A 14,350-nucleotide genomic window follows, 5' to 3' on the forward strand; every position below is an offset into this window, starting at 1 on the left:
ACAAAAATAAGCAGATACATCCATTTTATGGTTTCACCTCTCTGTACTTATAAGCAACATTTTGATAAAAACTCGTGATAGAAAAGCCGTAAAATAATAAGTGAGGGGACCAATAAATATAAATGGTCTGCTATGGCTGAAGATAAGAACACAGAGCCTTCTACCCTATCACCTATTTCCTTAGATATAACCAAACTTGAAGAACCATGTGTTATGATGGAACATGATCATAATGCATGGCGTGAGCATATAAAAGAAAGGGATTTAAATGCGCCTTACGAAAAACCACCTCATATAAAACCACGAATCAAATCGGCACCACGCATCAGGCAAGTTTTTTGGTGCGATTTTCCTCATGATTCGATACTCCCTGAATTTTGGAAAAAGCGGCCTGTTTTAGTGCTTTCTAAGAATGCAAAATTATATGGAAATGTGACAGTTTTACCTTTTTCAACGAAATCACAACCCAATAATCCCGCTGCGTATCCAATACAATCTCCCATAGAGAATAAAAAAGCATGGATTATCTGCAATTATGTCACAACAGTTTCTGTAAGTCGTTTAAGTTGCTCACGTACCGTTCCAAGATTATCCTGCGAAGATTTTCATAAAGTTGTAGCTCTGATGCTCAAATATTTACCGCATTTACACTATTGACTTTTGAGAAAAATAAGTGTACCTATATCAGCATACACGGCATCAGTAATGGTGGCCGCTTCCCCGCAAGGGGAGATAGGAACGAAGGAGTGGGAAACCGCTCCTTTCGTCATTTTTGGTATTTTTTTGAAAACTGCCATTTTTTGCAACCTTCCCTAGAACATATCCAACATTCATTCTCCACCGTTGTTGTTTTGAAATATCTGCGATTTGGGATAAGCAGAAGACAATATCCACACCTTGGATCCGGTAAAGTTTCCCACGGAGATTACCGAGATATTGTACATACTTATCATTTCATTGCACAAAAAATCGTGCTGCCGTTGCTTAAACTTTATATGATTTTCCGCAATAAGAATATCTTTCCAAGATTGAAAAAAGCTTCGCTTTATATGACCACACCTCAAACGATCGTATTTGACAAAATAACAAAGAAAATTCTCTAATAAACCAGAAATCAACACCCAACCGATTTCTATCTCTTCACCAATAACAATTGTTTATTGCCCTAACCGCATTATTTCACCTGTCACACGACCCAACATAGCTTTTGCAGATAGACTTTCTTCCTCTTCTCCTAGAAACGATATATTAAGCTATTTTGGGATTTACTGCTAAATTGCTTATGCTTGCACTTTGAATACCTTTTTCTCATTATACAAAAGGTAGATAAAAAAATAATTTCGTTTATCAGCTTTATTTTAAAGACACACCTATTTTTACAGGATACGTTCTCCTTTCTATCAACCCTATCACATTTAATACACTTGTCGTTTCTAAACATGAACCACCAAGCATCACAATGGAGCAATAGACACCCATCACTTTCATGGGCACTTGCATTGACAAGAGATAAACAAGAGCATTGATCACCACACACAGAGCAAAAATCTATAGCGACTACGCCATAGACTTTCGCCACGCAAGGGTTATTCTTAAAGCATATTTATGATGAGATAATCATTTATGACATCCTTTTTGTTGCGCCATAGAACGGGTTTTGCTAACGAGTTTTACTATTGTGCAAATTTTTCAAGAGAAATCCTCACTCGCTCATAGATGACAAGATTTCTTTATGGAGAGCGCACATGACGCTCAGCTTTGACCTTTTCCATAACAAGGGTAAGTTCAAACTTTAACCAACACGACAATACACCTATTCTAAACGATTTACGCACCACCTCATCGGCAACAGGCTGCTCCAATATCGGTGCACTTACTTGAGAATTTTTTGCACTTCCACGCACCGTAAAAAAAGAAAGTATTTTTATCATATTTAAATCCATTTCTGTTGATTTGGATTTTAAAAATGACCAAAAAAATCAAACAAAAATAGAGAGGTAAGTTACGAAAACTACAGGGTAAATTTTACTGCCCCAAAATGTCTATTTTCCCCCGCCTGAACAGTCAGAGGAACACTATAAAAATTATTTTCATTGAAAAACAATTACTTATAATCTAGGGAAGAAAAGTAAAAATCCCCCCAGAAAAAGAGATTACCTTCAAAATTATCAAAAAAAGCAGCACAATTTTAGTGATCTTTTTATTTTTTTTTTTTGATAAAATTAATTGGCAGGTGTCTTAGGCGCCCCTCCGGTAGGTTCCCAATTCGCAACAGCCGCTAATTCCTCAATGAGCTTCTCTCTTGGTAAATTATTATCATCCACCAACTTGTACTGAACGGCATTATCACTAAGCCACTTTATAAGCGTTCCTTTAACAGTTTTACCACCCTCAGCCTCACTCACCGCTTCCCATGCTGCAACAATAGCAGCAAGCTTTGGAGCATAACGTGGATGCGTTGGATCTTGAAACGCATATTTTTGATCCTTAACGTCACGAGAATCATCCTCAGGGAAAAAAACTTTAGGTCTCTTACCACGCAATAAAAGCCATTTTTTTAAATCATCTAGGGAAACAGAAGAATATTCAGCAATAGGACCGTTCAAATGCCCCACCCGAAAACCACTAAGATAGTACCATTCTACCCTTAATTTTCCCTCTTTTGCTTCTCTTACTATGTCACTATAAACAGCTCGGAACAAAGCAATTTTATCAAACGGTACTCGCTCCTCTCCTTCGTAAATATCACTGTCTTCAGGGCTATATTCGCCGGGAAATTTACATACGAGTGGATTCAAGCCCGCTATCAATAACGCTGCCTGCAGTATTGTTATTTTTTGAGAACATAAAAACCATTCTAAACTTTCATCAATTTCCATATATTCCCCGCTTTTTCTACGAAACTTAACATATTTTTCAAAATGCTAAGAGCAATCTCCTTCACTACACAGAGATTATACTCCCCTCATATTGCACACTTATCACACTTTTTAACAATCCCACAACCACACCCCTCCTTGTGATACACAAGAAAATGATTTGAATTGTTTCAATATAAGAAGTTTTGAAGTGAGAGAATTTTACTGAATTTTGGGCTTTCATACAAGATATCAGGCAAGTTACAAGGCGATAAATGCCCCTTCATAAAGCATAAATTTTTATGCGTGATCAAACAATTTGATATGATAATATCTCTTTCATTTATGCACCCCCACCCTTAAACCTGCCCCTGCAATCACAGCACAAAAGATAATTCGTTACACGCTAACAAATCCACCTAAATGCAAAAGCTGTAACAACGCTAAAATGCGCGTAAATATCATAAGAATACCGTCTTACACCTCCACAAGCAGAATGAGTGGCGTAAAACTGTACAATAAAATGTCATGCCTATAATGAACCGAGCTAAAAGCTGTCGCAACACTGGGAGCTAAGGTGTATGACGATGCCGGATTGCTCTTTATGAAGTAACAAGCCAGCACCATCTATTTGCCAGCCCCCAATGTTGTGACAGCCCTTGGCTCTTAAGACGGCTCATAAGAGCCATTTTTAGTCCTTTCTTCTATAGTTTTTACCCACACACCAACCCCGCTTGTAGTGTGCAAGCAAGTAATTTTGATTGATTCAAGATAAACAGATTTGAAATGAGAGAATCCCACGTTATTCGGGAGGCTAATTCAATATGAATAACGCTAGATTATCATTATAAATCAATATCTTTTATGCAGCGTAAAGATAAGAAGGCTCAATGGAGTGTATATTATTCAGTGTATATTATTGTATGAAGGCTTTACTGTTTTACTCTTTTATACTCTTCACGGACGCCCTCATGAAAGAGACTTTTGTCCCTTGAAAAAGTCTCTTTTAAAGAATTATCTCAAATTCCAAAGATTGTTATCGTCTTTTGAACCCGTCAAATGAATGATCGTGCCCGCTTATTTCCATATATTCACAATACATTAGAATGCTCCATTGAAAACGTCCCATAATAAAGCATATTTTCTCTCAATGCTTTCAAGCCCCCCTCTCGACCCCACTTAATAAATCTCCCACTTAATAAATCTTCCTGTACTTGAATTTATTTGCCAGCTTTACTTTCATAGCACCCCAGCATTTTTTTACTGCAACCTTTTTGCAATTTTTCAGTTTTGAACTTTTAGATTGACTTTCGGTTTATTTTTCTTATGTTTTAGAATTATTCTAAAGTGCAGAGGAACAGAAAATGTTGAGATCGTTTTTTTCATTTGTACAACGTAAAGCTCTGTCCTTTCGTTCAGCACAAAACGTGATACTTAAAGCGCTCAAATTAAAAGAGCAACATGCGGCGCTCTATTTAAAATATGCAAAAGCTCTAGAACCTTATTCCTCTAAGGAAGCCGCGGTTTTTACCGCCATGGGGCTTCAAGAGCTTAAAAATTATAAGCAACTTTTGTGCCTTTCTTGCCATAATCGTGCAAACACTATCGGTTCATTATGTGACAAAACTTCTCTTGTGAAAGGCAAGAACCGCCATCCCTCCCAAAAAACAACAGCGGCAAATCACACCATAAAAAAACCTTCGAAAACGCAAAGACAAACACTTTTGACTTGGATTCAACCAGGTCTAGCAGGGTTAATGGATGGCTCTGTTTCCACCCTTGCCCCCATTTTTGCCGCAGCTTTTGCCACGGGAGACACGCATCAAACTTTTTTGATAGGGCTCTCAGCTTCAATTGGTGCAGGACTTTCGATGGGTTTCACAGAAGCAGCCCATGATGACGGCAAATTATCAGGACGTGGTTCGCCATTAAAAAGAGGCCTTGCCAGCGGCATTATGACCACATTAGGAGGATTAGGCCATACGCTTCCCTATTTAATCAACTCTTTTTATGTAGCGACAATTATTGCTTTTATCATTGTTTTTTTCGAACTAGGCGCCATCGTCTGGATTCAGAACAAATTCATGTCAACTCCCTTTTGGCGCGCTTCTTTACAGGTCATCATTGGGGGAGCTCTGGTTTTTGCCACGGGTATTCTTATCGGTAGTATCTAAAAAATCTTATCTGTAACCACAATTTAGATCTCAAATAAGCGCATGCCCCTAGGCATAAGCCATCCTTGATGATGCCATTATTGAAAAATGCCATTGATAATGTTAGGTGGTGTTGTGGAATATTTTAGGTCAGTAAGAGATGATAAGCAAGCTCTGGGGACAACCTATATCCACACACCTTTATCGACTTGGTTTTATAGATATCTTTTGTTAAAGTATCATTTTCTTCTAGACCTCATATTTTGGAAATGCCTCGATCATGTCGCACACTGAAACAAACGCCTCTCTAAACAACCATCCTGTCTCTTCTCAATCTTCACATGCCCAGACTTTATTTGTTCAGCGTCTTGCACACGGACAAGGTTTAGAACTTCCTTGCTACGCGACAGCGGGTTCTGCGGGTCTTGATCTACGGGCAGCAATTGGAGAAGAAGAAACGCTTGTTCTTGCCCCTGGGCAGCGGGCACTTATTCCAACAGGTCTCATTTTTCATTTATCTCTTGGGTTTGAAGCACAAATACGTCCACGCTCTGGCTTAGCCTTAAAACACGGCATCACATGCCTCAACACTCCAGGAACGATTGATAGTGACTACCGTGGTGAAGTCAAAGTCCTTCTTATCAATTTAGGACAAGAAGACTTTTCCATCCAACGAGGCATGCGCATTGCCCAAACAGTCATCGCCCCCGTATCTCAAGTTAATGTTTGCGCCATTGAACCAGAGCAAAATACCCAAAGCCATAACGAGAGCCGTGGAACAGGAGGTTTTGGTTCAACGGGACACACTTAAGAAGCTCTGAAAAAATCGCTATCCTTAAAATAACACACACACTTATTCCAACCACTCTTTCACTTAAAACCCCTTGGGCTTTTAAAGTACACAAGGAGTGCGCATTTGCTTTTAAAGTTTTTTCACTAAACGCCCCTCTAAACAAGTATCCTTACTCTTCTCCTGTCTCTTCTCGATCTTCACATCCCCTGACTTTATCCGTTCAGTGTCTTGCACTTGGGACAAGATTTAGAACTTCCTCACTACACAACGGCTGGTTCTGCTGGTCTTGGATTTACAAGCAGCAATTGGTAAAGAAGAAACACTGGTTCTTGCCCCTGAGCAGCGGACACTTATTCCAACAGGTCTCAATTTTTCATTTATCACGTGGGGCTTGTGAAGCACGCATCCGTCCACGCTCTGGCTTAGCCTTAAAACACGGGCATTACATGCCTCAACACTCCAAGAACGATTGAGTGTGACTATCCGGAAGTGAAGTCAAACTCCTTCTTATCAATTTAGACCAAGAAGACTTTTCCATTTAAACGGGGCATGCGCATTGCCCAAACAGTCATCGCCCCCGTATCCCAAGTTAATGTTTGCGCCATTGAACCAGAGTAAAATACCCAAAGCCATAACGAGAGCCGTGGAACAGGAGGTTTTGGTTCAACGGGACACACTTAAGAAGCTCTGAAAAATCGCTACTCTCAAAATAACACATACCCAACCACTCTTTCACTGGAAATTCTTTGAGCTTTTAAAGTGCAGAAGGAGTGCGCATTTGCTTTCAAAGTTTTTTCACTAAACGCACCTCTAAACAAGCATCTCTCAATTACGTCTCGTGCACTATACAAAACTTCATTATCACCAGATACCCCTCCCCCATAACAAAAACATTGGCACTAACCATTGAGCGTTCACACACTGCTTGTAATGTCGACAATCTATACATCATATTGATTTATAATAATAATGAATTGTCTTTCAACTTAAATGAGAAATCTCAATACTGTAAGATTGTTTTATGGCAAGCCTATTTATATTAAATCAATCAAAAGCATGTTTCTCACATTCCAAACGTGGCTAGCATACAGATAAAAACTGAAAAAATGCCTACAATGAATACGTATATTAACACTGTCTTGGAAAAAAATATAAATACGATAATGGTGCTCGCTTGCTCTTTTGTTAAGCGTAAAGATGGTGATGTTTGATAGGTTTTTTGATTATTTTACGGGGGCTTTACCGTTATACCATTTATGAACACCGCCGCAAAAAAGGCTTTAAGATGTATTAAGACACACAACAATCGCCTCTGCTGTTTTCTTGATCGCACCTCTTGCGGCAAGATGAGTAGAGCTTAATCCTAAAAAACCGATTCAATATATGAACCCCCTGCGTAATATCAAACCCCTACGTAATATCAAACCCATGCGTGTTTGGTTTAATAAATCCACGGAACCCTCATCAATTTCACTCTACGACTTTGAGTAATATGCTTTGCTTCCTGCAACAAAGGCTGTTTTTTATCACTGATCAGAGACATCGGCTGGAATATTAGCGTTTCCCGCAGTGCCCGTTGTTACGGCATCCACATGCCCCACAACGTTACCACCCGCTCCATCGACAGCAGCGTTCGCTACCCCTGTTGTTTTATTATTGATCTCACCTCTTGAGACAAGATTGGTAGAGTTTTGCAATCCTACAAGACCGATTTTATGATATCCAGCCATGCGTATTTGATTTAATAAATCGATGACAGTACCATAATCAATTTCGCTATCCGCTTTGATTAAAATTTTTGTCTCTAAATTTTGCGTCGTTTCCCTCAACAAAGCTTCTCTCAAAGCTGCTTGTTCTACAAGATGATCACCAATGTAAAGAGAACGATCTTTTTGCAACGTAACATAAAGAGGTTCATCAGACTGAACCACTGAAGGTGCTTGAGTTATAGAAGGAAGCTGAACGGAAATGGCAGATGTTGCCAAAGGCGCAGCAACCATAAAAACAATAAGCAACACCAATACAACATCAATAAAAGGGGTCACATTGATTTCGCTTTGCAACCCACTCTCGTCTATATCCCAATCATTATTAAGGCTTGCTTTCATTTTTTATGACTTTTCTGTTGTCTTTGTCTATCAAGTTCACGGCTCAAGAGCCTTTCAAGAGCAGCAGCGATATCACCTAAATCACTACGATAACCACTCAAAGCACGCATAAGGCTATTATACATAACAACGGCGGGAATAGCCACAAAAAGCCCAACAGCCGTTGCGAATAAGGCTTCAGCAATTCCAGGCGCCACCACATCAAGTCGCGTTGTTTGAGACTGAGCAATCCCAATAAAAGAATTCATAATTCCCCAAACAGTTGCAAAAAGACCAACAAAAGGAGCAATTGCGCCAATAGTTGCAAGAACAGCACTTCCACATGCAACACGGCGTGTAGCAGCCAGCAAGCAGCGTGCCAAAAGTGAATGAACCCTTTCTTTTAAACCTTCATGAACATCACGAACCCTAGCATCGCGAACATCGCGGGAAACATCTTCATATTGATTGCTCTCCTCATAAAAGAGAATATCTTCAATCGTTTGTGCATTTTCCCCTACACTGGTTTTTTCACCAGAGCTTTCGTTTATCCCTTCAGGAGCAGAAAAATGAACCTGTTGTGCAGAAAGATACACCTCTTTAAGGACTTCTTTGAGAAAAAACACACCAGCTCCTTTGCTTTCTTTCAAGCTAGCTGCCAAACGCGTAAGAGTCTGAGCATTTAGAACCAATTGAAGTTCATGACGTACTCTTCGTTTTACCAAAGTGATCTCAACAATTTTCACAAAAGCAATTGTCCAAGACATAAGTGAAGCAAGTAACAAAATAATGATAACGGCTTTCACCACCCAATCAGCAGCCATAAACATAGAAAGAGGAGAAAAATCATGCACTGTCAATACAGCAGACATATTATCTAAAGGGACTGTTTTATCTAAAGGGACTGTTTCAGATTCCATTTTTATCTCACATTCTTGTGCTCTTATCTTTATTTATGAGCTGGATCGTCACCCCGCATAGCATCACTGTTCCACAATGCCACTACCCTTTTAACGTCACTTGTGTATTCCTCTTAAGAAAGAAAACTTGATAAATCAAGTATAGTTTTATTTCACAAGCTCTCTCTTAATTCTAAAGAAATTACTCAAGAAATTTTTCTCTAACAATTCAACAAGTTTATCTTACCCAATCAATTTATTGCATAAATTAGGCAAAATGATAAACTTACAAGAAGTATCGCATATAATATTTTAATTTATAAGAATAATTTATCATCGTTCCTGTTAAATAAATCTCTCATATCGCAAAGCTTTTCTCATTTCTGCGGCTCTTTTGAAGCCAACAAAATATTTTCTTACATGAAACAAGCAGCAAAAATATCATAAAATCCTCGGAGAAAAGGATATGCACTTCTCTAACAACCAGTGCACTAAAGTACCTCTCCTATCCTAAAATAAAAATATACCTTACGTTTTTAAAAAAGAACGATCGCAATATTCTTAAACTGACCAAAAGTATCATGGGGAGCGCGTGTTGCCCCCAAATACATAGAGAGCAAAGAGCCGCAATATTATTTTCTTTTTCTTTGCTGCAAAAGTATAAAAATGACAGTACTTCTGCCGCAAAATCGCAACAACAATGTTTTTTAGCTGTCACAAGCTTAAAAAATAAGCCTCAGCACACTTTTAAAAAACTTTTATAAAAAACTGCGCCACGAGAAACTGAAGAATGGTGCTAAATTCCTGCAAAAGCATAAAAGCATATAAGGCAATTCTCAACAGATGCGACCCTTTACAGACAAAGCATATCGTATAGGAAAGATTTATTTTATCAAAAACAATTTTAAATTCGACAAAATGAAAGGAACCAAAAAAAGCTTTTGGCGTTACTCAAGCAGTGAAAATTTTCACTCCAATGCAAATGATCACTATGAACACACCAATACAAATATAATGAATCAAGAGGGAAAAATACCATGGCCCATAATAAAACAACACAGCACGATAAAACAGCCGTAGAAAAAGACCTACAAGGACAATTAGAAACGTTACGCACTGAAATTTCAGGGATTACCTCAACCCTAACAGATCTTGGTGCAAACAAATTCAACGCCGCCAAAGACAAAGCGGAAAAACTATATCACTCAGCGAAAGAAAGTGGTGAAGACATGATGTCTCAAGCAAAAGACAAAATCAGTGATCTTGAACAAACTCTGAACCAATGCGTTCGCAAAAACCCTGGCAAAAGCGTTTTGTTTGCCGCAGGGGTTGGTTTTATTCTTTCTCAATTACTACGTCGTTAAGCAATGCATAAGTTTATCGCTCCTCTTTTAAACCATCTTGTCGGTGGAGGGCTTAAAAGCACAGTCAAGCAAGTACGCCTTCAAGCAATTTTCTATGGGTTTATTAGCATTTCATTCTTCATGTCTTTGCTTTTTTTATGTACCATCGGTTTTATTGCGTTATGTTCTGTTATGAAGCCTCTTGCTGCCGCCAGTATCATGTTTTTAATTTGTCTTTCTCTTGCGGGATTAGGTCTTATTATCAGTCGCGTTCTCAAAACTTATCAACGCTATGACCAACAAAAAAAGACAGAAGAACAACGCCACAAACTCATGACAGATGCGACTGTTTCCAGCCTTGCAGCTCTCGGTCAACATCTCCCTTTTGCCAAATTGAGTGTTCCCATTCTCGGACTTGCAACTTATTTTTTGTGGAAAAAAGATAAAAAAGACCGCTTTTCAAAGTAAAATATGTAAAACTGTCACTCTAAATTCCCCCTCAGTGTGCTTTCTTTTATAACAAAAGAAAGCACATTTTTTTCCTCATAGTCTCTTTAGCTTCTTCAAATACCTGAAAAAAATCCCCTTCATTTTGCTAAAAATTCCATAGAACCGCTACACTCTCTTTCAGATTGCAACCCATTTTTCATGAACATAACAACATAAGGCAATGCTTGCATTAGAAGTCCTAGTTTAATTCGAAGCCATTTATTGTTTTTTGAAGGAAATGATGTTCCGTTTCTGCCTTTCTCTATATTTTCATAAGCTTTTTTCAGAACCAAAGGTCACGTCATCGATTTGAATTTATAAAGCAAAAATATTCCCCGTATGAAAATTCTTTTTTCAAAAAATCTGAAATTTTTACAGATAAGAAAGTTGTAAAAACGTCCATTACACAACAAAAATTTATCAATTCTGATACTGATAAAATAGAGGTCATACCTATAATTCACGTCACAGAAAAAACAAATAAAGAAAATTTTATAGAAATATTTGCTGATGGCATTCAAGCAATTTTTAATTTATCTCGTACAGGACATCGTGCTTTGATAATAGTTTTAGAAGAATATCGATCTAATAAATCAACAAACGAAGATCCCAGCAGCGTTACCTTAATTTGGTTTGATGGGGGTATAAATGGAAAAAAGCGCGATATGGTCGACAGAACTTTTCACAACGGTTTAAGAGAACTTATACAAAAAGGAATTTTGAAACCAAAATTGCCTAATCAATACTGGGTGAATCCTATTCTGTTATTCAAAGAAGAAAAAGTTGCTTTTATGAAAGAATATCAAATAGAATCATCTTCTACCAAACCGGATATTTCATCCGTTGAACATCAAACAGATCTTGAAGATTTTATAACAAAATAACTTATATCATTTATCGTACTGTGTATATTGTGGAGCATCTTGATTTAAGCGCGTGAGGGGAAAATAATGTCAAAATCACAAATAAGCAAAGAGGCGCTCGTCCTTTTGCTTTTATGGCTTCGTGGTCCTTTAAGATTGATACTAAGCCTTATAGTGATAATAGGGTTTGTGGGATTGTTTACAATTCCTATTATAATATTATCAATAGGTTGGTCAAAAGCACTAATAAACATTACAATTTGTTCGTTTATATTAGGTTTTGGCTCTTTCCTTCTCATTTTTTATTATGATAAACTTATAAGATATTTACAATAAACTGTTCACATATTTTTCCATTAACAATACTAATAAAAAACAAAAGATCACGATAATTAAATCTGTATTCCGATATAATTGATGAGATTAATACATATAATTTTTAAAGAGGGGAAAAATGAAAAAATTTATTTTAATATGCTTGGCTCTATTGACTATAGGATTGAATATTACAGGTTGTGGTAAAAGTGAAGAGGAAAAACGTAGAGCCCAACAAGAAGAACAAGCTAAAAAGTTTTTTGATGAAGAATTAACCTCTACAGATCGTGATCATGCATTTTAAAAAATACCCTACGACAATAAAATGTGAGTTATCAATCTCTAACTAAAAGAGTATTTTGTGTAACTCACACCCGACAACGTCATTGTACACTTTAACACGTATGAAGACAATCAGTTTTAAAAACTTTGGAAAGGCTTTTCATAACCTATCCGCTTAACGCTAAGTATTTATATAACAAAATACCCATTTATTATCTTTTCTTGTCTTTTTTATAATATTTTCAAATATATATCACTTAAAATACCTTATTATTTTCATCACTTTCTTTTGACTTATCCCCCTATAAGCTTTCTCTTTAATCATGATCTCAAAGCCGCGTGAGAAAAGAACAAGATAAGCCTTTTGGTTATTGATAAGGGGCACACGTGCGCCTAACGATACGCTTTTACAGAATTTCCCAGCCTTTAAAACTTAAGGCTTTTAGCCTTCTCATTTAAATGCAGGTTTGATGTCATGATTTTGGGGTGCGATTATTAAGAGTTTGAGAAGCGAAGAGCTTTTCATTTAAAAAGCAAAACGAAATGACGTATAGCCAAGGAAACGCGCTCTCCCATAGCACTGTAGTAAACAACCTATAAGGATATTTTAAACACAACAAATTTTCATAACGAGCGTTGTCCACCAAGGACTGCGTGGATTATAATTAACTTTTTTCTGATAAGATTTGCAGTAGAATATTGACTTGATTTTTAAATAGCGCTTGAGAGAACGCTTTATTAATAATGGTCAATATTAATTATGGTCAATGGGATTATAGCTCCCATGATCTCTTCGCCAATCTTCTGGTTGTTGAAATTGGCTCGACCATAAACCGTTTTGTGCTTTTTGAGCAGCAGATTGTAGAGTTTTATAGTCTGCGGGGGATGGAAAATGATGCTGATCTTTTGTCAACACCATCAACCCTTCTGCCAGCCCCAACCGCGCCAGATCAACCCCATCTACAAAACATTGTGCATAATGAACCTGTTGAACGACACGTGCTTGCCGACAAGTAACCTTTTTATCAATTGTTTTTGAAACAAGCCAAGCCGTAACAAAAGCACCGCAAGGCCACTTAACTCCGTTGCGTGAGGCAAATTGCCTCATTTCACAGCTTTCCACACCATATAAACGGATATCACGGATGATCTTTTTTCTCCATCCATCATCTACAAGCGTGATCATTTTAAAGGTCACACCACTTGTAACCTGTATAGCACCGGAATAGACCGGCACATTTTCTTCATAAAATTGTGATGCGAGTGGTTCTGAATGCAATACCACATTTTGTTGATTTACGTCTTGTTGGTTTGCATAATCAACCAATTGTGACTTCGGACTTTGAACGGGGTTTCCAATTGTCTTTTCTGATCCTTCAAAAAGAGAAAATTGCATAATATTTTCAGTATGTTGACTGAAATAAAAGTATCCTAAAATAATAATACAAATTAAGAAAATATATTTAGGCGCTGCTCGAAGATATTTTAAAAGTATCATTTTGAATATTACTATATTTTTTGTTCATTAAATAATAAAAGATTAAATATTATTAATTTATCGATAGAAAAATTTATTTTTTTCATTTATATGATTCCCGATTAATATTTTGAATATTAATTTTGTGATTAACTTAAACATAAAGCGGGGGAATTTTCATGAAAAACATGAATAATTCGTTCATTAATGAACATACCTTACAAAAAACTATTCTATCCAACACCCAAAAGAAATGGTTAACAGCAGCATTGATGCTGTTTATTGCCTTCATGGCACTGAGTGAACCAGCATTTGCTGATGGCGGCTTCGGAAAAATTGAAACTGCTCTTGATAAAATAATTGAAGCTTTAACAGGAAAAATTGCAACATCAATTGCAACCATTGCGGTTGCTGGTATTGGGCTTGCATGGATTGCTGGTTATGTTGAAATGCGTAAAGCTTTTTTCGTTTGTGTTGGCATCGGCATTGTTATGGGTGCAACGCAAATCGTATCAATGTTTTCCCATTAAACTTTGCCTTTCAAAGCCATGAAAGAGCATGACAAGCTAACAGAAGATACGTTATTTCTTGCTTGCACGCGCCCTGCAATGATTGCGGGCGTAACAGTGGAAGCTATGGGATTAAATGGGATAGGAACAATGATATTGTTCATTATGGCAGGCAATATTTTTCTTCTAACCTTTGGTGTGATGCTGCATTTCATATTCAAGGAAATCCTAAAGCATGACCATAACAAATTTCGTATTCTTCTGACATGGCAAAAGACATCT

At 37.4% G+C, this 14,350-nt stretch carries 14 protein-coding genes and 1 pseudogene; 10 read left to right on the plus strand and 5 right to left on the minus strand.

Annotated features, from left to right (window positions below; all coding sequences use genetic code 11):
- Window positions 1–132 precede the first annotated feature (132 nt).
- Window positions 133–657: a type II toxin-antitoxin system PemK/MazF family toxin gene (locus ACFINM_RS06050; RefSeq protein WP_375613249.1), complete on the plus strand. Its 525-nt coding sequence runs from the start codon at window positions 133–135 to the stop codon at window positions 655–657.
- A gap of 1,073 nt (window positions 658–1,730) precedes the next feature.
- Here the strand turns inward: ACFINM_RS06050 and ACFINM_RS06055 are convergent.
- Window positions 1,731–1,931 carry a hypothetical protein gene (locus tag ACFINM_RS06055; protein ID WP_375640901.1) on the minus strand — a complete coding sequence of 67 codons (201 nt, stop codon included), beginning with the start codon at window positions 1,929–1,931 and terminating at the stop codon, window positions 1,731–1,733.
- A gap of 291 nt (window positions 1,932–2,222) precedes the next feature.
- The gene (locus ACFINM_RS06060; protein WP_375640902.1) at window positions 2,223–2,879 is read right to left on the minus strand and encodes a hypothetical protein; all 657 of its coding nucleotides are present in this window, start codon (window positions 2,877–2,879) and stop codon (window positions 2,223–2,225) included.
- A gap of 1,343 nt (window positions 2,880–4,222) precedes the next feature.
- Between ACFINM_RS06060 and ACFINM_RS06065 the strand changes: the two genes are divergently transcribed.
- The 3 genes and pseudogenes from ACFINM_RS06065 (at window position 4,223) to dut (ACFINM_RS06075) (ending at window position 6,485) form a co-directional block, all read left to right on the plus strand.
- Window positions 4,223–5,032, plus strand: a complete 810-nt coding sequence (locus ACFINM_RS06065) for a VIT1/CCC1 transporter family protein (protein ID WP_375611594.1) — start codon at window positions 4,223–4,225, stop codon at window positions 5,030–5,032.
- A gap of 259 nt (window positions 5,033–5,291) precedes the next feature.
- Window positions 5,292–5,822, plus strand: a complete 531-nt coding sequence (dut, locus tag ACFINM_RS06070; protein ID WP_375640903.1) for a dUTP diphosphatase — start codon at window positions 5,292–5,294, stop codon at window positions 5,820–5,822.
- Between the two features lie 188 nt (window positions 5,823–6,010).
- A pseudogene (gene dut / locus ACFINM_RS06075) lies at window positions 6,011–6,485 on the plus strand (dUTP diphosphatase).
- Between the two features lie 845 nt (window positions 6,486–7,330).
- Here dut (ACFINM_RS06075) and ACFINM_RS06080 read toward each other — a convergent pair.
- Both ACFINM_RS06080 and ACFINM_RS06085 read right to left on the minus strand, forming a co-directional pair.
- The gene (locus ACFINM_RS06080) at window positions 7,331–7,912 is read right to left on the minus strand and encodes a biopolymer transporter ExbD (RefSeq protein WP_375640904.1); all 582 of its coding nucleotides are present in this window, start codon (window positions 7,910–7,912) and stop codon (window positions 7,331–7,333) included.
- Window positions 7,909–8,811, minus strand: a complete 903-nt coding sequence (locus tag ACFINM_RS06085) for a MotA/TolQ/ExbB proton channel family protein (protein WP_375612523.1) — start codon at window positions 8,809–8,811, stop codon at window positions 7,909–7,911. The genes ACFINM_RS06080 and ACFINM_RS06085 overlap by 4 nt, the downstream gene beginning before the upstream one ends.
- Window positions 8,812–9,827: 1,016 nt before the next feature.
- Here ACFINM_RS06085 and ACFINM_RS06090 point away from each other — a divergent pair.
- From ACFINM_RS06090 to ACFINM_RS06105, 4 genes are all read left to right on the plus strand, one after another.
- Window positions 9,828–10,154: a YqjD family protein gene (locus ACFINM_RS06090; protein WP_375640905.1), complete on the plus strand. Its 327-nt coding sequence runs from the start codon at window positions 9,828–9,830 to the stop codon at window positions 10,152–10,154.
- Window positions 10,155–10,157: 3 nt separating this feature from the next.
- On the plus strand, window positions 10,158–10,601 hold the full coding sequence (locus ACFINM_RS06095; RefSeq protein ID WP_375621591.1) for a hypothetical protein: 444 nt from the start codon (window positions 10,158–10,160) through the stop codon (window positions 10,599–10,601).
- A 578-nt stretch (window positions 10,602–11,179) separates the two neighbouring features.
- Complete coding sequence (locus tag ACFINM_RS06100; RefSeq protein ID WP_375630505.1) at window positions 11,180–11,506, plus strand: hypothetical protein; 327 nt, start codon at window positions 11,180–11,182, stop codon at window positions 11,504–11,506.
- Between the two features lie 433 nt (window positions 11,507–11,939).
- Window positions 11,940–12,104: a hypothetical protein gene (locus ACFINM_RS06105; protein WP_375610246.1), complete on the plus strand. Its 165-nt coding sequence runs from the start codon at window positions 11,940–11,942 to the stop codon at window positions 12,102–12,104.
- Window positions 12,105–12,836: 732 nt separating this feature from the next.
- Here the strand turns inward: ACFINM_RS06105 and ACFINM_RS06110 are convergent.
- Complete coding sequence (locus ACFINM_RS06110; RefSeq protein WP_375640906.1) at window positions 12,837–13,580, minus strand: nuclease; 744 nt, start codon at window positions 13,578–13,580, stop codon at window positions 12,837–12,839.
- Window positions 13,581–13,738: 158 nt separating this feature from the next.
- Between ACFINM_RS06110 and ACFINM_RS06115 the strand changes: the two genes are divergently transcribed.
- Both ACFINM_RS06115 and ACFINM_RS06120 read left to right on the plus strand, forming a co-directional pair.
- The gene (locus ACFINM_RS06115; RefSeq protein WP_375613238.1) at window positions 13,739–14,089 is read left to right on the plus strand and encodes a TrbC/VirB2 family protein; all 351 of its coding nucleotides are present in this window, start codon (window positions 13,739–13,741) and stop codon (window positions 14,087–14,089) included.
- An 18-nt stretch (window positions 14,090–14,107) separates the two neighbouring features.
- Window positions 14,108–14,350: type IV secretion system protein VirB3 (locus tag ACFINM_RS06120; protein WP_375640907.1), on the plus strand; the 243-nt coding region annotated here is incomplete at its 3' end.

It is taken from the genome of Bartonella sp. AA168HLJHH, assembly GCF_042197365.1.
In the GTDB taxonomy this organism is placed as follows: Bacteria; Pseudomonadota; Alphaproteobacteria; order Rhizobiales; family Rhizobiaceae; genus Bartonella.